This window comes from Fusobacteria bacterium ZRK30 (genome assembly GCA_024628785.1).
Classification (GTDB): Bacteria; Fusobacteriota; Fusobacteriia; order Fusobacteriales; family Fusobacteriaceae; genus Psychrilyobacter.
The window spans coordinates 1514682-1536477 of sequence record CP102405.1 but is presented as its reverse complement, the minus strand read 5'-3'; the positions used below and the strand labels follow the sequence as shown (position 1 = coordinate 1536477).

At 31.7% G+C, this 21796-nt stretch carries 25 protein-coding genes; 13 read left to right on the top strand and 12 right to left on the bottom strand.

What is annotated here, in order from left to right:
• Nucleotides 1–93: 93 nt before the first annotated feature.
• The 8 genes from NRK67_12505 to NRK67_12470 form a co-directional block, all read right to left on the bottom strand.
• The gene (locus NRK67_12505) at nucleotides 94–534 is read right to left on the bottom strand and encodes an NUDIX domain-containing protein (protein ID UUV18105.1); all 441 of its coding nucleotides are present in this window, start codon (nucleotides 532–534) and stop codon (nucleotides 94–96) included.
• On the bottom strand, nucleotides 515–1423 hold the full coding sequence (locus NRK67_12500) for a tetratricopeptide repeat protein (GenBank protein UUV18104.1): 909 nt from the start codon (nucleotides 1421–1423) through the stop codon (nucleotides 515–517). The genes NRK67_12505 and NRK67_12500 overlap by 20 nt, the downstream gene beginning before the upstream one ends.
• A 17-nt stretch (nucleotides 1424–1440) precedes the next feature.
• Nucleotides 1441–2085 carry a DUF502 domain-containing protein gene (locus tag NRK67_12495; GenBank protein ID UUV18103.1) on the bottom strand — a complete coding sequence of 215 codons (645 nt, stop codon included), beginning with the start codon at nucleotides 2083–2085 and terminating at the stop codon, nucleotides 1441–1443.
• Nucleotides 2082–3353 carry a hemolysin family protein gene (locus NRK67_12490; GenBank protein ID UUV18102.1) on the bottom strand — a complete coding sequence of 424 codons (1272 nt, stop codon included), beginning with the start codon at nucleotides 3351–3353 and terminating at the stop codon, nucleotides 2082–2084. The genes NRK67_12495 and NRK67_12490 overlap by 4 nt, the downstream gene beginning before the upstream one ends.
• 27 nt (nucleotides 3354–3380) lie before the next feature.
• Complete coding sequence (locus tag NRK67_12485; GenBank protein UUV18101.1) at nucleotides 3381–3827, bottom strand: CBS domain-containing protein; 447 nt, start codon at nucleotides 3825–3827, stop codon at nucleotides 3381–3383.
• A gap of 81 nt (nucleotides 3828–3908) precedes the next feature.
• Nucleotides 3909–4340, bottom strand: coding sequence for a nucleoside-diphosphate kinase (ndk, locus tag NRK67_12480; GenBank protein ID UUV18100.1), 432 nt, complete (start codon nucleotides 4338–4340; stop codon nucleotides 3909–3911).
• 90 nt (nucleotides 4341–4430) lie between these two features.
• A complete protein-coding gene (locus NRK67_12475) occupies nucleotides 4431–5393 on the bottom strand; it encodes a nucleoside hydrolase (GenBank protein ID UUV18099.1) in 963 nt (320 codons plus the stop codon).
• Nucleotides 5394–5415: 22 nt separating this feature from the next.
• The gene (locus NRK67_12470) at nucleotides 5416–6063 is read right to left on the bottom strand and encodes a hypothetical protein (protein ID UUV18098.1); all 648 of its coding nucleotides are present in this window, start codon (nucleotides 6061–6063) and stop codon (nucleotides 5416–5418) included.
• Between the two features lie 191 nt (nucleotides 6064–6254).
• Between NRK67_12470 and NRK67_12465 the strand changes: the two genes are divergently transcribed.
• The 5 genes from NRK67_12465 to NRK67_12445 all read left to right on the top strand — a co-directional run bounded on the left by NRK67_12465 (nucleotide 6255) and on the right by NRK67_12445 (nucleotide 10956).
• Nucleotides 6255–7601, top strand: a complete 1347-nt coding sequence (locus NRK67_12465) for an MATE family efflux transporter (protein ID UUV18097.1) — start codon at nucleotides 6255–6257, stop codon at nucleotides 7599–7601.
• Between the two features lie 471 nt (nucleotides 7602–8072).
• Complete coding sequence (locus NRK67_12460; protein ID UUV18096.1) at nucleotides 8073–8894, top strand: DUF2520 domain-containing protein; 822 nt, start codon at nucleotides 8073–8075, stop codon at nucleotides 8892–8894.
• Complete coding sequence (gene panB, locus NRK67_12455) at nucleotides 8891–9718, top strand: 3-methyl-2-oxobutanoate hydroxymethyltransferase (protein UUV18095.1); 828 nt, start codon at nucleotides 8891–8893, stop codon at nucleotides 9716–9718. Before NRK67_12460 ends, panB begins: the two co-directional genes overlap by 4 nt.
• Nucleotides 9719–9728: 10 nt before the next feature.
• Complete coding sequence (gene panC, locus NRK67_12450; GenBank protein ID UUV18094.1) at nucleotides 9729–10595, top strand: pantoate--beta-alanine ligase; 867 nt, start codon at nucleotides 9729–9731, stop codon at nucleotides 10593–10595.
• A complete protein-coding gene (locus tag NRK67_12445) occupies nucleotides 10576–10956 on the top strand; it encodes an aspartate 1-decarboxylase (protein ID UUV18093.1) in 381 nt (126 codons plus the stop codon). Before panC ends, NRK67_12445 begins: the two co-directional genes overlap by 20 nt.
• 185 nt (nucleotides 10957–11141) lie before the next feature.
• Here the strand turns inward: NRK67_12445 and ald (NRK67_12440) are convergent, their stop codons facing one another.
• From ald (NRK67_12440) to rnmV, 3 genes are all read right to left on the bottom strand, one after another.
• Entirely contained in the window at nucleotides 11142–12263 is a 1122-nt protein-coding gene (gene ald, locus NRK67_12440; protein ID UUV18092.1) for an alanine dehydrogenase, read from the bottom strand.
• Between the two features lie 389 nt (nucleotides 12264–12652).
• Nucleotides 12653–13783 (bottom strand): alanine dehydrogenase, encoded by a 1131-nt coding sequence (gene ald / locus NRK67_12435; protein UUV18091.1) that lies wholly within the window; start codon nucleotides 13781–13783, stop codon nucleotides 12653–12655.
• 281 nt (nucleotides 13784–14064) lie between these two features.
• On the bottom strand, nucleotides 14065–14619 hold the full coding sequence (gene rnmV / locus NRK67_12430) for a ribonuclease M5 (protein ID UUV18090.1): 555 nt from the start codon (nucleotides 14617–14619) through the stop codon (nucleotides 14065–14067).
• A gap of 260 nt (nucleotides 14620–14879) precedes the next feature.
• Between rnmV and NRK67_12425 the strand changes: the two genes are divergently transcribed.
• The 6 genes from NRK67_12425 to NRK67_12400 all read left to right on the top strand — a co-directional run bounded on the left by NRK67_12425 (nucleotide 14880) and on the right by NRK67_12400 (nucleotide 19374).
• The gene (locus NRK67_12425) at nucleotides 14880–15896 is read left to right on the top strand and encodes a hypothetical protein (GenBank protein UUV18089.1); all 1017 of its coding nucleotides are present in this window, start codon (nucleotides 14880–14882) and stop codon (nucleotides 15894–15896) included.
• A complete protein-coding gene (locus NRK67_12420; GenBank protein ID UUV18088.1) occupies nucleotides 15893–16864 on the top strand; it encodes a hypothetical protein in 972 nt (323 codons plus the stop codon). The genes NRK67_12425 and NRK67_12420 overlap by 4 nt, the downstream gene beginning before the upstream one ends.
• Nucleotides 16865–16949: 85 nt before the next feature.
• Complete coding sequence (locus tag NRK67_12415; GenBank protein ID UUV18087.1) at nucleotides 16950–17612, top strand: epoxyqueuosine reductase QueH; 663 nt, start codon at nucleotides 16950–16952, stop codon at nucleotides 17610–17612.
• 304 nt (nucleotides 17613–17916) lie between these two features.
• The gene (locus NRK67_12410) at nucleotides 17917–18393 is read left to right on the top strand and encodes a LytTR family transcriptional regulator (GenBank protein ID UUV18086.1); all 477 of its coding nucleotides are present in this window, start codon (nucleotides 17917–17919) and stop codon (nucleotides 18391–18393) included.
• A gap of 11 nt (nucleotides 18394–18404) precedes the next feature.
• The gene (locus NRK67_12405; GenBank protein ID UUV18085.1) at nucleotides 18405–18812 is read left to right on the top strand and encodes a hypothetical protein; all 408 of its coding nucleotides are present in this window, start codon (nucleotides 18405–18407) and stop codon (nucleotides 18810–18812) included.
• Complete coding sequence (locus tag NRK67_12400) at nucleotides 18802–19374, top strand: DUF3159 domain-containing protein (GenBank protein UUV18084.1); 573 nt, start codon at nucleotides 18802–18804, stop codon at nucleotides 19372–19374. Before NRK67_12405 ends, NRK67_12400 begins: the two co-directional genes overlap by 11 nt.
• Before the next feature lie 70 nt (nucleotides 19375–19444).
• On the opposite strand, the gene rpsT is transcribed toward NRK67_12400, so the two are convergent.
• Entirely contained in the window at nucleotides 19445–19705 is a 261-nt protein-coding gene (rpsT, locus tag NRK67_12395) for a 30S ribosomal protein S20 (GenBank protein ID UUV18083.1), read from the bottom strand.
• 483 nt (nucleotides 19706–20188) lie between these two features.
• On the opposite strand from rpsT, the gene NRK67_12390 reads away from it, so the two are divergent.
• A complete protein-coding gene (locus NRK67_12390) occupies nucleotides 20189–21205 on the top strand; it encodes a calcium/sodium antiporter (GenBank protein ID UUV18082.1) in 1017 nt (338 codons plus the stop codon).
• 24 nt (nucleotides 21206–21229) lie between these two features.
• Nucleotides 21230–21727 (top strand): glucose PTS transporter subunit IIA, encoded by a 498-nt coding sequence (locus NRK67_12385; protein ID UUV18081.1) that lies wholly within the window; start codon nucleotides 21230–21232, stop codon nucleotides 21725–21727.
• The last annotated feature ends 69 nt before the right edge of the window (nucleotides 21728–21796 follow it).

The following is a 21796-nucleotide window of genomic DNA, read 5'->3' as shown; positions in this document are numbered from 1 at the left end:
ATATTTATTTTTTTTACCCCTAAAGGGCATCACCAATACACCAATAGTTTACTAGCGTAAACATAGAATATTGTGTTACTTATTTAATAATTACTATTCCCATCTGTTCCCTAGATACTTTATCCCTTTGTTTTCAGATTCAAAATATTCTTTTAACTCTTTTTTTGTATTTGGATATAGTATAACATTTTCTAACTCTAATTTCTTAATATATTCTACACCAATTAAGTTACTGCCGTCTAGCCCGACCTGCAGATCTCCGCTAATATAGGAAACTTTAAAATAAACATTTATAATATGACGTCCGCCGTTAGGAGCTATCCCCTCAGATATAAAGACCATATCTTCTACCTCTACATCCAGGTTACATTCTTCCATAAATTCTCTTTTAAGAGCAGTTTTAAAGTCCTCTCCGTGATCTACTCCGCCTCCAGGAAGGAGGTAGTATTCATTTTTATTTTTTATATGTTTAACTAAAAGTAACTCATCGTCTTTTTCTAAAATTCCACAAACTCTAATTCTGATACTCTTCACTGTCTAGATCACTCACCTTTTCAATTATTTTTTGATATTTTTCAACATCTTTAGGTTTATTGTTGTGGGCCGCTATCTCTTTTTTCAAGTTTAAAACATCTAAATCATATTTATAAGCATCTGTTAACAGCTTTAGATATAACTCAGTGTCATTTATTTTTCCTACTTCAAAACTTCGTTTAGCAAGTTCTAATATTACACGGTTATTTTTTTCCCTTGCGATATATGTTTTCAAAGCTTTAAAAGCGCCATCATAATCATTAAAAACATCGATTAAAAATCTGGAATATGTAATGACTGCATCTGGGTCATTCTTTTTAACTTCATATACCCTATAGATAAAGGGGTAGATCTCATTGGTTCTATTTGTTTTTTGTAAAATCTCTACATATTTACCTACAAAAGTATAATCTTCGATAGCTATCAAATTTAAAACTTTAGTAAAGTTAAGATATGCATCTTCATATTTATTTTCATCGTATGCAAGATATCCCTTTAACAGATATATTTTAAAATCTATGCTGTCAGATGAAATTTGTGATAGATAGTACTGGCTTCTTTCTAATTTTCCCATCTTATAGGATAAAATAGCTGTATTAGATAATGTTACCTGATCCTTGGGATCTAATTTTAGAGCTTCTAAATAATATTTTTCAGCTGCCTCATAATCACCTAATTGAGCATAGGCTAATCCCATCTCTCTCAGGAGAATAGGATCTTTTTTATCGATCTCATAAAAATCTTTATACTCATCAATGGCTTTAGTATAGTTACCACCCTTACTATAGTTCATTCCCTTTATTAAGTGGTGTTCTTTCTTCTTCTTTTGATCTGCTGAAGTACATCCTACTAGCATAACTAAACTTACAATTAACAATATTTTTTTCATATAATACTCCTAATTTTCTAAATTTTATTGACCTTTGGAACTATTGCTCCACCAGAAATTATTAGTTTGACAGCGTCTTCAATCTTGATATCCAATTCTTTGACATTATCTGCTTCTACCATTATAAACATCCCGGAAGTAGGATTAGGAGAGGTAGGTATAAATATATTAAGTAATTTTTTCCCTCCTAATATATCTTCAAAAAGTTTGTTCTCTCTGTTAGTTAAAAATCCCAAACTGTAAATTCCCTTCCTTGGATACTCTATCATAACTACTTTTTGATAAGCTTTTGTATTGGATGTAAACATAAGATGTCTAATCTGCAAAATAGTAGTATAGATAGGTTTTACCAATGGAATATTAGAGAATAGCAGATCTATTTTTTTGGCTATTTTTTTTCCAATTACATTTCTCATGGCAAGACCTGCAATAATAATAGTCAATATAATTATTAGCATCGCAATTAAATAAACCAAAACCTGTGTTGTAAATTTAGAATAAAACTCATATTTTAATAGGTATGAGGTCATCTCTTTCACAAAAATATTCTGACTTAAATAATTGTTTAAAAATTTAAATATCCACGACATTATATTGATTGTTATTAATACCGGTAAAACAGTTATCAATCCTGTTGCAAAAAGACTTTTTATTTTTTTCATTCCTCTTCCTCACTTATCTCTATAAGAATTTTAACTACTCTCATCTTATCGATCTCTAAAACTTTCATCCTAAGACCCTCTAACTCAACAATATCTTCAACCTCCGCTACCCGGCCTAAGATGTCTAAAACATACCCTCCTAGACTTTCATAGTCTTCCGATTCAGGGATATTCAGCTCCAGTTCCTTATTTAAATCTTCAATATTTATTCGTGCATCAACTCTATATTTTGATTCACTTATTTTTTCAATTTCATCCTCTTCATGAAGGTCGTATTCATCTTTTATCTCGCCAATTATCTCCTCAATGAGGTCTTCAATAGTTGCTAACCCTACTGTTCCTCCATATTCATCTAGGACAACAGCCATATGGACTTGTTTATTTCTAAACTCATCTAAGATCTCCACTATAGATTTAGTATCAGGAACAAAATAAGCTTCCCTCAATATATTTTTTAAAGGGATATTCGTAGTTCCTTCCTTAGCTAATGTCATAAGGTCTTTGACATAAAGAATTCCTAATATTTCATCTAAATCTTCTCCATATACAGGTATTCTAGAGTAACCGCTGTCTATGATCTCATCCCAAACTTCATCTATTGTAGATTCCGCATCTAGCATAAAGATCGAAGTTCTCGGAGTCATAACCTCTTTTGCAGTGGTATCACCAAACTCTATAATTGAGTGGATCATCTCCCTCTCTTCCTCTTCAATCACTCCTTCAGCTTCTCCTACATTAATATAGGACTTTATCTCTTCCTCTGTTATCATAAGATTTTCATGTTTGATATTTACCCCCATCATACCACTGATGATCTTAGTAACAAACATCAATAATTTTATGATAGGCAATGCTATAATACTCAGAAAATAAATTGGTCCTATAACAATTCCTGATATCTTTCTTGAATATGTTTTGGCAACTATTTTAGGAGTTATCTCTCCAAATATAAGTACTACGATTGTCATAGATACAGTAGCTACAGCTATTGCATTTCCAGATTTAGCCCCCATTATTTGCAAGGTAACTATAGTTGCTATAGATGAAGCTAAAATATTTACAATATTATTCCCTAATAGTATTGCTGTTAATATCTCATTAGGTTTAGTTAACCATTTTTTCAATAATTTTGCTGTTCTAGGGTTAGTATTTTCAATTTCTTCCAGATCAGTACTTTTAAATGCAGTAAGAGCAGTTTCAGAAGCTGAAAATATTCCCGATAAAATAATTAATACCACCAATAAAATAAGTTGACTATAAATTTCCAACGTTTTTTTTACACCATCCTTTTTTTCTTAATTAAAACATTTTTTAATTAAATCAGTTTTCGTTATAATACCCTCTATGGAATCATTTTCTACCACAAGAGCATAGTTATATTTTTGTTCTACTATTTGAGTTATGACATTAGCCAGATCATCAGATTGTTTTACCACTAAATAATCTGTAGACATTATGTCCTTTGCAATGTATCCTGATAATTTTTTTAATTTTTTCTTAAATTCTTTATTTTCTGGGAGGGTTATAAGCAGATCCCAAAATGCAATCACCGGAGGAAGCGGTGCTGTTTCCTGTCTTACCAAAATATCATCCCTTGTAACTACCCCTACCAATTGTCCGTTATCGATTACTGGAAGCTTCCCTGCACCTTTTTCTGTCATTATTTTTAAGATGTTATCAAAGGTTAAGTTAGCCTCTATTGTTATTAAATCTGTATTCATTACATCACGTACTTGTTTCATAATAAATCACCCCTATTATTTTAAATAATTTTATCATAAATATACATTTATCTCAAATTTAGAAGATTAAAAAAACATTTTCTACCCTTCTCTACTGCTTAGAATTTCTGACTTCCCAAAGAAATTAATTATCTCCCTTTGGGCACTTGGTATAGAATCCGAAGTATGGATAACATTTTGAGTTATGTCAAAAGCGTAATCACCTCTTATTGTACCACACCTAGCTTCTTTTGGATTAGTTTTTCCTGCAAAGTTGCGGATAAGGCCCACAATTCCTTCTCCTTCTAAAACAATTGCTACAACGGGACCAGAGGTAATAAAATTTATCAATTCTTCATAGAATTCCTTTCCTCTGTGCTCACGATAATGTAATTCTGCCAATTCCCTTGTTATTTGTAACATCTTCATTGCGACTATCTTTAACCCTTTTTTTTCTAATCTAATCAATATATCTCCTACCAATCTTCTTTTAACACCATCTGGCTTAATCATTAAAAATGTTTGCTCTGGCATATCATATCACCCCTTGTAATAAATATACTAACACGACTTCTTTTTCCTTTAATTATAGCCATCTTTAACGTCCTTTTGTTTGGTATATTTTTATTTTATTACTAGATCTATATCTTTTTCATAACCTTTAAATAACCTTTTAAAAAACATATTCATAAACCTTATATTATCGACCTCTGTTAGAACTAAAACATTATCTTCTCTTTTATAAAATCCTTGTACATCGATCATAGACTGGCCTATGGCATTTCCCTGTACCACCATCTCTAAATTACTGTAGAATCCATCTGCTAAAGTGTTGTCTATAAAGTATGCCATAGCCAAAGGATCATTTATTACACAGCCCAGAGTTCTCTCCTGTTCCCAGTGGAAATCTACATAAAATTCTGTGATATCATAGATGAAATTTGATACAGGAGTGTCTATAAATTTTAGCAACTGACGATAATCAGGGGTCAGAACACAACTTCTCGTCACATCTAAGCCAACCATGGTAATAGGTTTATCATAATTATCATACACCAACTGCACTGCATGGGGATCTACCCAATAATTAAATTCAGCTACCTGGGAACAATTCCCATGACTTTTATAAGCTCCTCCCATGGAAGTTATGGATAAGAATTTATTGAAAGCTTCCTTATCTTTTTGTATTGCACGGGCAAGATTTATCATAGGTCCAATAGTAATAAGGTGGCAATCGCTTGAGTTAGCCAGTAAAAAATCTATTGCCCCGCTTTTTATTAATTTTTGATCTTCACTCTTTTGAACCACCACTTTCCCTAACCCTCCCTCTCCATGGGTTTCTTCTGCTGTTTCTAATTCTCTGACTAGAGGTTTGGATTCTCCCAGATATACCGGGATATCCAGCCTTCCACCGACCTCTAATACCTTAATTGCATTGATTGCACATTTCATAGCATCTACATTTCCACCGACTACGGTTATCCCTATTAGATCTACTTCCTCGGAATTTATAGCTAATAATATAGCCAAACTGTCGTCTATTCCCGGGTCACAATCAATTATTATTTTTTTCTTTTTTAATTTCATTTATTTCCTCCAGCTGTATCTTTTAAAATTTAACATATTCTTTTAGTTTTTCCCTATCTAAAATTTTTAGAATTTTATTCTCTCTCACTATTAATTTTTCTTCCTCCAATTTTTTTACAGCACTGTACAAACTTTTTCTATCAATACTGAGTATCTCACTGAGAAAGGACATACTTTTAAACCTAAACTTTTCTTCTTTGGAATAGGTTAATATACTGTGTGCTAAAAATTTATTTACACCTTTAAAGTGTAAGATAGAGATATCCCATACAAATCTATGAAGTTTTTCACAATGAAGTTTTAAAAGAAAAATTTTAAATTCATCATTTTTTATTAATTCTATTCCAACATCCATCGGGACTTCTATAATTTTTGTTTTATCTTTTATAGTATAAAAATCTACCTCCCCCTCCTCTCCAAAGAGTAACTTTTTTTCACCAATGACATTAAAGTCATCTAGTAAGCTATAATTTAAATCAACTCCATCCTGTGTGCTTTGCTTTATCTGTATTATTCCTTCAACAATAAAAAAAATAGAGTTTAATTTTTTTTCTGAATAATGAAAATATTCTCCAGAGGACAAATTTAATATTTTTAATCTATCTAAGTATTTTTGAGGAATAAAATCTTTTAGAGGAGTTTTTTCTATTATTTTAATTATTTTTTCCATGATTCACCTCTCTTACTGACAGTATACCCCACAATTTCAAAAAACTGTAGAATATTCTACAGTTTTCTTTGGAATTTATCTATATACTTTTTTAGCATCTAAAATTTCGTAACAAATTTATCTCAGAGGATATACTGCTATGAAAAATTTAAATGTTTTTTATATAGATTAAAATTTTAAGGAGATTTATTATGAACAAAGAATGGATACTAAAAGAGGAAAAAATACCAAAAGCATTATTGAAATTATCGCTGCCTGCTGTAGTGGGGATTTTGATATCTGCTATATATAACGTAGTTGATACATTATTTGTCGGGATGCTAAACGACACTCGTGCAATAGGAGCTATCGCAGTTTCCTATCCTTTATTTATGCTGATAGCAGCCATAGGACAGATGATTGGTGTTGGCGGAGGAAATATGATATCTAGATTTTTAGGAGCCCAGGATAAAAAAAGTGCCAATACTACATTTAATATATCGATAGTTTTAGGAGTGATTTTTTCAATAGCTGCAACTATTTTTGGTGTGGTATATTTAGAATGGATATTAAAAAGTATAGGAGCAACTTCTACAATTTTACCCTATGCTAAAACATATACGATGATCATCATTTTAGGAACTTTTTTTACCGTCATCAACATGGTTTTAAATAATACAATCAGGGCAGAAGGAAATAGTAAATATAGTATGTGTGCCATAGGATTAGGAGCCATTTTAAATATTATCTTAGACCCGATCTTTATTTTTGTTTTAAATTTTGGAATAGAGGGGGCTGCTGTAGCCACTGTTATTTCACAGTTTATCTCGACTTTATTTTTATTTAAATATTATTTTTCAAAATCCAGCCTTTTAAAGATATCTTTTAAACACTTTTTATTTAAAAAGTCTATTTTTTACAGTATTTTAATTGTTGGACTGCCGTCATTTTCCAGACAAATTTTAGTCAGTGTATCTATGGCAGTGTATAATAATGCATTGGAAATCTATGGAGATACTGCTATCGCTGCTGGAGGAATTGCTATGCGTGTGGTCTCTATTATTATGTTTACACTCTTTGGGTTTGCCCAAGGGTTCCAGCCATTAGTAGCTTATAGCTATGGCCGGAAAAATTATTCCCGAATAATAGAAGCTCTTAAAGTATCTCTTATATGGGTTACTATATATAGTATAGTTTTAAACCTTATATATATAATATTTTCTGAAAATATTATAAAAATATTTTCATTTGACCCTGAAGTGATTAAATTAGGACAATTAAACCTTTATTCTTTAAATATCTTCTTTTTCACCTTTGGGATTACGACTATTGTGACCACCCTCTATCAGTCTTTGGGAAAAGGCCGGGAAAGTTTTATATTAGCCAGTTGTAGAAATGGTTTTTTCTTTATCCCATTGGTATATATTTTAAATTATAAATTTGGACTAAACGGCATAATTGCAACCCATGCAGTAGCAGATTTATTGGCAGGATTATTCACTTTTTACTATATTATTAAGATAAAAAAAGAGATAAAAAGAATAACAATCTGTGTTTAAACACCCAGATTATCAAATTAAATGCAAGGTTAGAAAACTCCCCTAGAAGAACTCTAGAGAATTTTTTCCGATCTTGCATTTCCTTGATTTATTAATAACCTTCTATATCTGTTAGATTTACTTCTTCTTTTTTTAACTAAAAAACTCTATCTCCTTTAAAAAAACCTTTTTTGTAAAATTCCTCTATAAAATTAATATATATATAATTTAAGACTGTAATAATAAAGTTATAAAACCTCTAACTTTTATTACTAATTAGTCTTATTTTTTTATAGATTAAAATAAATTCCTCAGAGAAAAATGAAGTTTAAATTCTACTTTTCTTCCCCTGAACACTTGTAAAACAAACACATGTGCTATTTAAAAGAATAAAAAATGATATAGTTAAAATAATTTAATTTGACAGTTTTATTTATAAGTAGTAATATTCGAGCAGATAATCATACTAACTAGTTATATAATGGAGGCAGGATGAGAATTGGTATTATAGGAGCAGGCAGGGTAGGAATATCTCTGGGAAGATATTTAAGATCTCGAAATTTTTCTATCTCAGGATACTTAAACAGATACAGAAAAGAAAACATCATAGATCTATCTAAACTGGGATGGAGATCTCTTGAGAGTTATACAGAGATAGTAGCACGATCAGATATAATTTTAATAACTGTTCCCGACGATGAGATTATCCATGTTTGGAATAAGCTATCCAAGGAAAATATAGGGGGTCGGTGTGTAATCCATACCAGTGGTGCTGTCTCCTCAGAAATATTTTGCAACGCAGAGGAATTAGGAGCAGAGGCTGCTTCTCTTCATCCTATGATGACTTTTTCTGGTATAGATACAGCAATGAGCAGAATGGAGGAGATGTCTCTCGTTTTAGAGGGAGACTCTTCACAGGCAAAAAAATTAGTCGAGGGATTAAAAAATAGATGTTTTAGTGTGGAGAAAAAATTTAAAATGAGATATCACCTTGCAGGGGTCTACGCATCTAACCTGATAGTTCCAATGATTCATAGGGGAATAGATAATCTTCAAAGATGTGGATTTTCAGAAAAAGAAGCTAAAGATATCCTCCTTCCCCTGGTTGAAAAAACTGTTGAAAATATAGGAGAAAAGGGGATAAAAGATTCAATTACAGGTCCCCTCCAAAGGGGCGATTTAAATACTTTGAGGGGGCATTTAAACTCTCAAGAAAGGTGGGAACGAGATCTCTATCTTGCAGGATCCAGGGAACTTTTGAAAATTATTGGTGAAAATAAAGAAATAGAAGGTATATTGGAGGAGGAAAGATGAAAAATACAGTAGTAACATTTATTAATTCTAAAAAAAAGGGGCAGAAACTCTCCATGCTGACAGCATATGATTATACCATGGCAAAAATTATAGACGGAACAGAGATCAATGGAATACTGGTAGGAGATTCTCTGGGAATGGTAACTCTAGGATACGATTCCACTCTGGCAGTGACAGTAGAAGATATGATCCATCATGGAAGAGCAGTGGTCAGAGGAGTAAAAAATACTCTGGTAACAGTAGATATGCCATTTATGTCCTATCATAACACTCTGGCAGAAGCCATAGATAATGCAGGAAGGATAATAAAACAAACACAAGCCCATGCTGTTAAAGTGGAAGGCGGCAGGGAAATTTTAGATAAGGTAAAGGGTCTTATAAAGGCTCAAATACCAGTAATGGGCCATCTGGGACTGACACCACAATCCCTGAATATCATGGGAGGATTTAAGGTACAGGGAAAGAGTGAGGAAGCGGCAAAAAAAATAATAGAAGATGCCAAACTTTTAGAAGAGGCAGGTGTATTTGCAATAGTCCTTGAATGTATCCCTGAAAAACTGGCTGATCTTGTGAGCAAAAGTATATCTATACCTACCATAGGAATTGGTTCAGGAGCAGGTTGTGACGGACAGATCTTGGTATATCAGGATATGCTCAATATGGATGAGAATTTTAAACCTAAATTTGTTAAAACTTTTGCAGATGCAGGGTCGGTGATAAAAGGTGGAATAAAAAAATATGTAGACCAGATAAGGGATGGAGAGTTTCCTGCTGCGGAACATACCTTCACCATGAAGGAAGAGGTTTTAGAAAAACTTTATTAGGAGGAGTGCTATGGAAGTTATAAGGGAAATTGAAGAGATTCAAAAAAAAATCAAAGAATGGAAGGATGCAGGTGAAAGTGTAGGTTTTGTTCCTACCATGGGATACCTTCACAGAGGTCATGGAAGTCTCATTGAGAGGGCAGCCAGTGAAAATGACAAGGTAGTTGTGAGTGTTTTTGTAAATCCCATGCAGTTTGATAACTGTAATGACTTAGATTCCTATCCCTCTGACCTTTCTGGAGATATGGATCTTGTGACAAGATCAGGAGGAGATCTCATCTTTAGTCCCACGGTGCAGGAGGTCTATCCCCGGGGATTTAATTCCTTTGTAGAGATAGAAAATTTAGATACTGAACTTTGTGGAGCTACAAGGCCCGGACACTTTAGAGGAGTCTGCACAGTTCTTACAAAGTTTTTTCTTATCCTGGCTCCTCAGATGGTTTATTTTGGAAAAAAAGATTATCAGCAATTGATGGTTGTAAAAAGAATGGTGGCTGACTTGAATATCCCCCTTGAAATTATAGGATGTACAACTGTAAGAGAAAAAGGCGGGCTGGCTATGAGTTCTAGAAATGCAAGATTATCTGAAGATGAAAAAAGTAAAGCCCTTATAATAAATCAAACTTTGAAAGCTGTAAAAGACAGAGTTATTCAAGGGGAGGCTGAGGTAGAAAAGATCCGAAGATGGGCTGTAGAAAGGATAGAGGGGGTAGGGGGAGCTGTCGTGGATTATTTTGAGATAGTCCACGCTGATACACTTCAAAAAATAACAAAAATAGAGGATAAAGCAGTGGCAGCCACTGCAGTATTTATAGGAAAATCCAGACTGATAGACAATATAATTCTAGGGGGAAAAGATGAAACTACAGATGCTTAAAGGAAAGATACACAGGGCCACAGTAACACAGGCAGAACTTCATTATGTAGGAAGCATAACTTTGGATGTAGAGCTTATGAAAGCAGCAGGGATAAGGGAATATGAGCTGGTGCATATAGTTGATATAGACAATGGGGCTAGATTTGAAACTTACGTAATCGCCGGGACAGAGAGGGGAATCGTCTGCCTCAATGGAGCTGCAGCCAGGATGGTACAGACAGGGGACAGGGTAATTATAATGGCCTATTGCTATATGGACGAATCAGAGGCAGAGGAGCATAAACCCAAGGTAGTTCTTTTAGGAGAGGACAATAAAGTTGAAAAAATTTCCAGCTATGAAAAACACGGTAAATTGATGTAGGAAAAGTTATTCTTCGTTTATACTTTCAAAATTTAATCAAATTCTAGATTGTCAAATTAAATGTAAAACTAAACTTCTACCAAAAAATAATTCTAGGTGTTTGGCAACAACAACAAAGCTCAAGGATAACCTTGAGCTTTTAAAATACTATTTTTTAATTTATTTTCCAATATACATTACTATGTCTATTTCATCACTGTGTCTAATTCATCAAATTTCAAATCAGGGAAAGCAGTTGAAACATGCTTATAAACTAATTTACCCTCGTAAACATTTATACCAGGCTTTAATTCAGGGAATCTCTTGATAGCTCCCTCTACTCCTAAGTCAGCTATTGCTAATCCATATTTAAGTGTAACATTTGCAAGAGCATACGAAGATGTCTTAGGCATAGCTCCAGGCATATTAGCACAACAATACATTACTACACCGTTATCAGTTAAGAAAGTAGGAGCTTCATGATATGTTGGTTTAGAGACTGGTGTTGACCCACCTTGGTCGATTGAGATGTCAACAATTACTGATCCTGCTTCCATTGAGTGGATCATATCCATAGTGATTAAGTGAGGACACTTAGCTCCAGGAATTAATACTGTAGAGATAACTAAGTCAGCTTCTTTAATAGTTGCTGCTAAGTTTCCTGAGTTTGAATAGAGAGTTTTGATCTTATTTCCATAAATATCATCTAAATACTTTAATTTAGCGATATCTACATCTAATATAGTTACATCAGCTTCCAATCCAACTGCCATTTTTAGTGCAGCTTGTCCAGATATTCCAGCTCCTACAATCACAACTTTTGCTCTGGCAGTTCCTGTAACACCACCTAATAAGATTCCTTTTCCACCCATATGTTTTGCTAGGATGTTAGCTCCAAAAATAACTCCTTCTCTTCCAGCTACTTCAGACATTGGTGCTAATAATGGTAAGCTTCTATTTGGCATCTCTACAGTTTCAAATGCAATTCCAGTAGCTCCAGCTTTCATCAATCCTACTGTTTGATCGTAGTCAGGTGCCAAATGAAGGTATCTATAATGAATTTGTCCGGGTTTAATAAGAGCAAGTTCTCTAGGTTGAGGTTCTTTAACTCCCACAATCATATCTGAAACTTCATATACTTCCTCTAAAGTCGAAAGGATCTCTACTCCTACAGCTTTATAATCTTCGTCAGTTAATCCAATTCCATTTGCCGCTCCAGCTGTCATATAAACGTTATGTCCTCTGTTAATAAATTCTGCTGCTCCCTCTGGTACTAGTGCAATTCTATGTTCTTGTGGTTTGATCTCTCCAGGTATTCCTATTCTCATTGTGTTGTCCCCCTTTAAACTTATTATTTTTTGATCTAATCATTTATACTATATACTTTTCTCAAAATCAACCGTTTTATTTTAAAAAAACGCATTTGTTTCGGTTAACAAACATAAATACAATTAGTTTTAAGTGAAAAAAATATCTTTACATTTGTATTGTTTCATTAATCAGCACTCTTTTCCTTATTTTTGTTTTTTCAAATAGTGAAAAAAATATCTTTAACAATTAATATTATTTTTTATTAACCTAAAAAAATAATTTGTTTTAATACTTTTATTCTCTAAAAAAATATAAAATTTTGTAAAAAGTTGGAGATAGTTTTACAACTCCACAGACAAAAAAAGCTCAAGGTTATCCTTGAGCTTTAAAATACTATTTTTTTAATTTATTTTCCTGCATACATTACTGTATCTAATTCATCAAATTTTAAATCAGGGAAAGCAGTTGAAACATGCTTATAAACTAATTTACCCTCATAAACATTTATACCAGGCTTTAATTCAGGGAATCTCTTGATAGCTCCCTCTACTCCTAAATCAGCTATTGCTAATCCATATTTAAGTGTAACATTTGCAAGAGCATACGAAGATGTCTTAGGCATAGCTCCAGGCATATTAGCACAACAATACATTACTACACCGTTATCAGTTAAGAAAGTAGGGTCTTCATGATATGTAGGTCTAGAGATTGGAGTTGATCCACCTTGGTCGATTGAGATATCAACAATTACTGATCCTGCTTCCATTGAGTGGATCATATCCATAGTGATTAAGTGAGGACACTTAGCTCCTGGAATTAATACTGTAGAAATTACTAAGTCAGCCTCTTTAATAGTTGCTGCTAAGTTTCCTGCGTTTGAATAAAGAGTTTTGATCTTATTTCCATAAATATCATCTAAATACTTTAATTTAGCGATATCTACATCTAATATAGTTACATCAGATTCTAATCCAACTGCCATCTTTAGTGCAGCTTGTCCAGCAATTCCAGCTCCTACTACTACAACTTTTGCTCTGGCAGTCCCTGTAACACCACCTAATAAGATTCCTTTTCCACCCATATGTTTCGCTAATATGTTAGCTCCAAAAATAACTGATTCTCTTCCAGCTACTTCAGACATTGGTGCTAATAATGGTAAACTTCTATTTTGCATCTCTACAGTTTCAAATGCGATTCCAGTAGCTCCAGCTTCCATTAATCCTACTGTTTGATCGTAGTCAGGTGCCAAATGAAGGTATCTATAATGAATTTGTCCAGGTTTAATAAGAGCAAGTTCTCTAGGTTGAGGTTCTTTAACTCCCACGATCATATCTGAAACTTCATATACTTCTTCTAAAGTCGAAAGGATCTCTACTCCTACAGCTTTATAATCTTCGTCAGTTAATCCAATTCCATTTGCCGCTCCAGCTGTCATATAAACGTTATGTCCTCTGTTAATAAATTCTGCTGCTCCCTCTGGTACTAGTGCAATTCTATGTTCTTGTGGTTTGATCTCTCCAGGTATTCCTATTCTCATTATTTTATCCCCCTTTAAATTTATTATTTTTTGATCTAATTATTTATACTATAAACCTCTCTCGAAATCAACCATTTTATTTTAAAAAAACGCAATTTATTCGAAATAAACACATTCAATAAACAAATGTGGGGTGAAAAAAATATTTAAGCAAAAAATTATATCATTTATTAGGGCATTTTTATTAGAATTTAAGTTTAAAAAAGTGAAAAAAATATCTTTAGTATATATTATTTTTTTTTCAAATAACAATAAAATTATTTGTTATTTTTTTTAATAATCTAATTTTTATCGTTTAATTTTTTTACGGCATTCTCAAATTCATCTCGGGTTATCCCAAAATTATTTAATTTACTTAAAAATTGTTTGCTATTAGCATAACCTATCTTTAATAGACCTCCTAAATTTTGCCTATTCACTTTAGAATTTGATCCTACAGATAAATTATTTTCAATCATATCGATAACTGTAAACTCTTTTCTTTCTGAAACCACTTTAAATTTTGCTCCTTCTAAGGCTTTTAGGATAGATTCAGGATCAGCATTCTCAATTCCGATATTATCACCTTTTCTACCTTCTTCCCTAGAGATATAAGCATGTTTAACACCGGGAACATAATTTTCAATAGTTTTTCGAATTTGTTCCCCTGCAAAATCAGGGTCTGTTAAGACGATTACCCCTGTTCTTTCACAGGCATTCTTTATCTTTTCCAAGGTAGATTTTCTTCTCACAGCAAATCCATTGACCTCTATCATCTCAGCATCCACAGCTTTCTTTACTGCAGAAATATCATCTTTACCTTCTACGACTATAACTTCTTGTATCCTTTTTTTCATATTTATTCATCCTCCTGCTATATTTTATAAATTTAAACCTTTCTACTCTGAATATCGTAAATTATTATTAATTTACTTTTCAATCTGCGTAATTTCGATTCAACTTTATTCTTTTAACTATCAACATTTATCTAAAGTTTATTATATCATATCATTGAAGAAAACTGATTAAAATAGTATAATAATTAGTGTTTCATAACATTTTTAACTAAGTATACTTTAGGTGATAATACAGAAAAAATTTAAAACAGGAGAAAGCAATGAGTAAAATATATATAACAGAAGATATAAAAAACCATAAAAAAGGAATAGAGATCTTAAAAAAGATAAAAAAATATAAAATTATAGAAGATGAAAAAACATTTGTTGAGATGATTCGTGATATGAAATTAACCAATGAAGAGGAAAAGCAGTATATGCTTTTCACCACTAAAAAAGGACATTTTTTAAAAAACTATTATTTAGATGATAACTTATCTAAGATAAAGGAGGAGTTTTACCTATCCTATGAAAATAACTGTCCCTTTAACTGCCTATACTGCTACCTGAGAGATTATTTTAACCACAGTGCCTTTATTTTCTATGTCAATTTAGAAGATATGTTTGCTGAATTAGATAAATTTAATAAAAGCGGAACTATGATAAGTGCCGGGATTGTTAATGATACTTTGGTTCATGACAACCTTACCAACGTTACTTCTGATCTTATAGAATATTTTAAAGACAGGCCGGAATTGATCTTGGAACTGAGAACAAAGAGTCACAATATAAAAAACTTATTAGAAATGACTCCTCACAAAAATATACTTATATCATTTACATTTAGTCCCCAAGAAGTAATAGACAGATATGAATTAGGAGCATCATCTCTAAAGGAGCGTATCTCAGCTGCTAAAAAACTCCAGAAACATGGCTATTCTATCGGACTTAGACTAGATCCTATGATAGACATTGAAGACAGTAACTCAGCTTATAAAAATATGGTCCAAGAGATATTTTCTGTCCTTGATCTGACTAAGATAAGAGATATAGGAATTGGAACTATCAGATATAAAAAAGGATTACGTCAAAAAGTATTAGCAGAAAGAAATACAGATCTGTTTTTCAATGAATTTATTGTTGGAATCGACGGGAAAGAAAGATACTTCAAAAAAATACGTATAGATATGTATAAAAATATAGTAAATTCAATAAATAAATATGGAAAGTTTGATATTTATCTTGGAATGGAACCACAGTACATTTGGGATGAAGTTTTTAAAGGGGAGGTTAGATGAACTATTTAATTATAGGTGATTCAACGACAGAGTTGGTTTATAAAGATCTGCTAAGTAAACTAACAGTGGAAACACCTAATATTTTACAAAGAACCTTTGATGCCGGCCTAAAGGAGGAGGAACTGTTTTTCCAGTCCATCTCCATAAACTCTATGTTTGGTGGGAAGGAACTATTAATTCTTAAAAGAGCAGAAAAAATTGATAAAATCTGGAATTTCTTTAAGGCTATGAATAATTTTAATATATTAAATAAAGATATAATTATTATATATAACTCCTCCTTGAACGAATTCGGTAAGGAAGTAAAACCTTTCCCTAAAAAGGCAAGAAAGGAAGTAGAGGGGAACTTCAAATTAATGGAAGTGTCGGACAAAGATGGAAATACCACACTTAACTATATAATGAATACCCTCAACATAGACAAACCTACAGCACTAAAATTTAAAGATATGGTAGGAGGAGATCTGTCTGTTCTTCGTCAGGAGATGCAAAAAATAAATAATTTTTTAGAGGGAGATACTTTTACCTTTGAAAAAGTTGTAAATATTTTGACTGTATCCAAAGAATATAATACTTTTGATATGGTTAAAGAGGTTTTACAGGGAAATAAGGAAAACACAATCTCACATCTGAAGAAATCAAAAGAACATATCTTCTTTTTAAATATATTGACAGGAGAACTATTAAACCTGTTGAAATTAAGGGTTCTTTTTGAGGAAGGGACTATAAAATCAACTAGAAACTATAATACCTTTAAAGTCGTATTTGAGAAGAATAAAAGCTTATTTAAGAATAAAAGGGGATTTAGTCATCCCTATGTTATATTTTTAAAGCTTCCTCTTATAGAGAGGTTTGACAGCGTCATCCTTCAAAAATATTTAAACAAAGTTTTAGATATAGAAGCTAAATTCAAATCCGGTAATGGTGAACTCGAAATAATGTTAGAGACTTTTATCTTAGAGATATAGAGTTCTTCTATTCTTTATTTGTTACTTTTCGCAGAAGACGAGGATAACAAAGTCAAAATTGGAAAAATTAAACAGGAGACAAATTATGAATAAACCAAAAATAAATTATCAAGTAATCTTGGAAAAAAAGATAAAAGAGGTAGAAAAATTAGATTTTATCCCGACATTATTACTCCATTCATGTTGTGCACCATGTGGCTCATATGTATTGGAGTATCTAGCAGATTATTTTAAGATTACAGTATACTACTATAATCCGAATATAACCTTTGATGATGAATATCAAAAAAGATATGTTGAGCAGCAGGAATTTATAAAAGCTATCAATAAAACGGCTAAGAATAAGATAGAATTTTTAGGTGGGTCATATGATACCAAGGAATTTTACGATAAGATAAAGGGCTTAGAGGATGTAAGAGAGGGCGGAGAACGTTGTTTTGAATGTTTCGACCTGAGGCTTACCCAGACAGCAAAAATAGCAAAGGAGTTAAACTATGACTACTTTACCACTGCACTTTCTATCAGCCCATTAAAAAATGGGCAAAAAATAAATCAAATCGGAATAGAATTAGAAGAAAAATTAGGAATTAAATTCTTAAGAGCTGATTTCAAGAAAAAGAATGGATATAAAAGATCCATAGAGTTATCCCGTGATCATAATCTTTATCGTCAAGATTATTGCGGGTGTGTGTATTCGAAAATAGAGAGGGAAGAAGCTGAAAACCAACGTGACGTTGGATCCAATTAATCTAAATATTAAGTAGAGCATAAAACTTTAGGGTTTTATGCTTTTTTTATCTAACAAATTATACATGCAAGGAATATTACCAACACTTTCGGAGATTATTCTATAATTTAAAAATCTTGAGACAAATTAATGAAATAAATAAAAGATTATAAAAATCTGAATTGTGCTTGTCTGGATGTATCGTCACGTTGCTTTTTTATAAATTTATGTAAGTTATCCTTAAAAAGATGTAACATAGGGCAGGAAAGTTGTGATAAATAAAAAATAAAGGTAAAATCATCATAGGCGCTGAGGAGGTGAATTTATGGTATCTAAATTAAAAGAAATATTAAAAAAGCTGGGTCTGGAAAAAATTAAAGTGATAAAAGATGGAATTTCTTCTAATGAAAATATAGGTATAATCTTTAAAGAGGAAGAACACCTTATTCCATTGATAGATATACTAGAAAAAAGTATGAAAATTGAAAATTTCTATCTTAAAAGTGAGAGGGGTAGGGTACTCGTAGAATATCCTGAAGTGATTTTAATTGAAAAAGTGGATAAAAAAACATATTTTTATACAGATAAAGGTGAAGGTTATACATACGAAACACTTGAATATTATGAAAGGGAGCTCTATGCAAGAAGGTTTATCAGAATAAATAAATCACAAATTGTAAATTTCAATAGAATAGAGAGGGTAATACCCCTTATGAATAGAAAACTTTTATTGGAACTTGATGATGAAAGTTCATTAGAAGTAACCAGGGGATATAGAAAAAATTTTGATAAGATGTTTTAAGGAGGATAAATATGGAAACAAAATTTAATCTGACAAAGGAATTTTTAAGGGATTGTTATTCAATTCTTAAAGAAGTCTGTTTTTTTTATGTGATTTTTATGATGCTAGGGAATAATCAAATTGGAATAGATATCTTAAAGACATTTATTATAGTTATGATAGTTCAGCGAGCCTATGATTATATACCATTAAAAAAATATAAAAATTATTTAATCAGGGTAGTTATGAGGGCATCTATAGAGATCCCATTAATTGGAGCTTTAGTAGCAGTACTTTTTAATATTAGAGAAACAGCTATCTTAACCTATACAATGAAAAAAATAGTTATAATTTATTTAATAATTCTGATCATAAATTACTTAACATATAAAAATTATCAGAAAAGTTTAAAATCTAGAAGAGAAAATCGTGAATACTAAACATAGAGAGATCTTACGAGAGATAATCCCTGCAATAATATTTATGGTGATATATAAGCACATTTCATTTTCATGGGCAGTTTTAAGTAGTTTTGGCATTGGGTTAACAATATACATTCAAGAATATATTAAACTTAGGAAGCTAAAACCTTTTAGTTATTTAGGTATATTTTCTTTAGTCAGTCAGACAATAATAAGCTTTGTTTTTAAAAATCCTAAAGTATACTATGTATACCCATTGATCTCTAATTTGTTGTACACACTTGTATTCGGAGGATCACTGGTAATAAAAAAAGATATTGTTTCTTATTTGGCTAAAGACCTGTGTGAAAGAGAGGAGGATTTTTATATTCTTAAACCGGCATTTAGAAGAGTTACGATCATATGGTTTGTCTTCTTTATCTTGAAAGTTGTTATAAAAGGATTTGGGTTAATGAGCTGGTCATTTGATACTTTGTATTATATAAACTTTATTCTTGGGACACCTATAACTCTATACCTTATTTGGTATAGTTTTGATTATCCGGAAAAACATTATAAAAAAATAAAAAAAGTAAATTAAACTGAGTTAAAAGATAATAAAAAAGGAGTTGAAAATTCAACTCCTTTTTAGTCTCTGTTATTACAGGTAATTATAAAGCGTTAACTGCAGCAGCTAATCTAGCTTTCTTTCTTGATACAGTGTTCTTCTTGAAAACACCTTTAGTAACTGCTTTATCTAACTCTTTGTAAGTTACAGATAATGCTGCTTTCGCTGCTTCTGCATCTTTAGCTTCGATAGCTGTTAATAATTTCTTTACCATAGTTTTAGTTCTAGATTTTACAGCTTGATTTCTCACTCTGTTTCTTTCTGCCGTTCTTATTCTTTTTCTACCTGATTTAGTATGTGCCAAATTAATTCCTCCTAAGAATTTAAAAATTTAATATTTAAAATAATATTTTACCTCGCAATGATATCATACATCACAAGAAACGTCAAGATACTTCTTAACTAATGAGGTTAATTTGGTAAGTAAATAACAAGATTAGAGACCAATATTGTACAATAGACCGAAAATATTATACCATATTTTTAGTTACTTTAACAATAATTTTTTAAAAGAGGAAAGAATCCAGATCTGAAAAAAAAAATTTTTATATACTCTATTTATATACTCTATATAAAATTTTTATGTGTTCCTCAAACCCTTGATATCACTAAAAAAATTAATTTTTATTAATAAATAATTAAAAAAAAATTAAAAAAACTGAAAAAGAACATGTTTGAAAATCGTTTTTTTTCTTGACTTAAAAAAAAAAAGGAGTATAATGAGATTTGCCGAAAAAAAGAGTAACAAAAATTAAAAAAATTATAAAATTTTAGGAGGTTGTGTATTATGGTTTACATTTTATTGATAGTATCTTTTGCTATCTTAATCAAGGGAGCAGATGTTTTTATAGAGGGATCTTCAGTTGTCGCCAAAGCGTTTAAAATACCAGAATTAATTATTGGGATAGTTATTGTAGGGTTTGGAACATCACTCCCTGAGTTTGCAGTTAATATGGCTGCTATTGTTAATAATTCCAATGAGATGGCAGTTGGAAATATAGTAGGATCAAATGTATTTAATATTTTATTCATAGTAGGAGCAATTGCTATATTCAAACCTATGATAATAGACGATAAGTTAGCCACATTTGACTTTCCATTGGCTATAGTTGCTGCAACTCTACTGCCGTTTTTAGCCTTTGATGGAACACTTTTAGGATTTGATCAAAATCTTAGTAGAATTGATGGTATAATATTAATATTGATATTTGCTTATTTTGTTAAGGAGACTATAGGAAAATCATTGATAGACCAGAAATATAAAGAGAAAAAGATGATGATCTATGAGATTGCAGAAGGGACTTTTAAGTTAAATAAATTTCTACGTGGTAAAAACGAAAAAAAACCATCTGTGAAACATCTTTCTAAGGATATCGCAATGATCGTAGTCGGTCTTATTGCTGTAGTAAAAGGCGGAGATATGGTTATCGAATACGCATCTGAGATTGCTACTACCTTTGGAATGAGCAAACATTTAGTCGGTCTTACCATTGTAGGAGTAGGAACATCACTTCCTGAATTTGTAGTATGTATCATGGCAGCTAGAAAGGGTCAGCAGGGAATTGTAATTGGAAATATAGTTGGGTCTAATACCTTTAATATCTTATTTACTCTAGGTGCATCTATGGCTATAAAACCAATCGTGGTAGACCCAGCTATGATTACAGATGCTATGAATGTAGGAATGGCTACAATCCTGGTAGGAGCCTTTGCTATATTAAATAAAAAAATAGGTAGATTAACGGGAATTATATTGGTCGTAGTATACATAGGTTATATGTATAGCGTAATAAAAGGTGCATAGTAAATTTATAGGAGGAATATTGTTATGATGAGTTTGAAAAATATGTTTAAAAAAAATAAAGAAATATTAATATATTCACCTCTTAAAGGTGAAGTTTTAGATCTAAATGAAGTGCCGGATAATGTTTTTACAAGTAATATTATCGGAGACGGGTGTGCTATCGTTCCTGAGCCTGGAGAGATCTATGCTCCAATATCTTCCAAGGTGGAGATATTTAAGACTAATCACCTTTTAATTTTCGAACCTAAAAAAGGTGTCTATATTGTTATCCATTTCGGTGTAGGAACATCTCTTTTGGAAGGAAAAGGATTTGAAAGAGTTGTGGAACTATCTCCTAAAAAGATGGTGGAAGTCGGAGACAAATTAGTGAGCTATGACTTAGATTATCTGAAAGAAAATGCCAAGTCTATAATCACACCAATAATTGTAAGTGACGATAATGTAGATCATATAGAATTATTAGTGAAGCCTGGAGAAAAAGTAGAAGTAGGAGCTCCACTTATGAAAGTAACCCTTAAATAAAATACTAAAAAAAGAGTGAATATTCACTCTTTTTTTAGTACCTATAAAAGTTGATTTTTAACTGATTAG

Coding starts and splice junctions, on each gene's coding strand:
- NRK67_12500 (UUV18104.1), bottom strand. CDS start 1,423: ATGAAAAAAATATTGTTAATTGTAAGTTTAGTTATGCTAGTAGGATGT.
- NRK67_12485 (UUV18101.1), bottom strand. CDS start 3,827: ATGAAACAAGTACGTGATGTAATGAATACAGATTTAATAACAATAGAG.
- NRK67_12410 (UUV18086.1), top strand. CDS start 17,917: ATGGTATCTAAATTAAAAGAAATATTAAAAAAGCTGGGTCTGGAAAAA.
- ald (UUV18092.1), bottom strand. CDS start 12,263: ATGAGAATAGGAATACCTGGAGAGATCAAACCACAAGAACATAGAATT.
- NRK67_12475 (UUV18099.1), bottom strand. CDS start 5,393: ATGAAATTAAAAAAGAAAAAAATAATAATTGATTGTGACCCGGGAATA.
- NRK67_12385 (UUV18081.1), top strand. CDS start 21,230: ATGATGAGTTTGAAAAATATGTTTAAAAAAAATAAAGAAATATTAATA.
- NRK67_12405 (UUV18085.1), top strand. CDS start 18,405: ATGGAAACAAAATTTAATCTGACAAAGGAATTTTTAAGGGATTGTTAT.
- panC (UUV18094.1), top strand. CDS start 9,729: ATGGAAGTTATAAGGGAAATTGAAGAGATTCAAAAAAAAATCAAAGAA.
- NRK67_12495 (UUV18103.1), bottom strand. CDS start 2,085: ATGAAAAAAATAAAAAGTCTTTTTGCAACAGGATTGATAACTGTTTTA.
- ndk (UUV18100.1), bottom strand. CDS start 4,340: ATGCCAGAGCAAACATTTTTAATGATTAAGCCAGATGGTGTTAAAAGA.
- NRK67_12420 (UUV18088.1), top strand. CDS start 15,893: ATGAACTATTTAATTATAGGTGATTCAACGACAGAGTTGGTTTATAAA.
- panB (UUV18095.1), top strand. CDS start 8,891: ATGAAAAATACAGTAGTAACATTTATTAATTCTAAAAAAAAGGGGCAG.
- NRK67_12425 (UUV18089.1), top strand. CDS start 14,880: ATGAGTAAAATATATATAACAGAAGATATAAAAAACCATAAAAAAGGA.
- NRK67_12390 (UUV18082.1), top strand. CDS start 20,189: ATGGTTTACATTTTATTGATAGTATCTTTTGCTATCTTAATCAAGGGA.
- ald (UUV18091.1), bottom strand. CDS start 13,783: ATGAGAATAGGAATACCTGGAGAGATCAAACCACAAGAACATAGAATT.
- NRK67_12445 (UUV18093.1), top strand. CDS start 10,576: ATGAAACTACAGATGCTTAAAGGAAAGATACACAGGGCCACAGTAACA.
- NRK67_12465 (UUV18097.1), top strand. CDS start 6,255: ATGAACAAAGAATGGATACTAAAAGAGGAAAAAATACCAAAAGCATTA.
- NRK67_12470 (UUV18098.1), bottom strand. CDS start 6,063: ATGGAAAAAATAATTAAAATAATAGAAAAAACTCCTCTAAAAGATTTT.
- rnmV (UUV18090.1), bottom strand. CDS start 14,619: ATGAAAAAAAGGATACAAGAAGTTATAGTCGTAGAAGGTAAAGATGAT.
- NRK67_12460 (UUV18096.1), top strand. CDS start 8,073: ATGAGAATTGGTATTATAGGAGCAGGCAGGGTAGGAATATCTCTGGGA.
- NRK67_12415 (UUV18087.1), top strand. CDS start 16,950: ATGAATAAACCAAAAATAAATTATCAAGTAATCTTGGAAAAAAAGATA.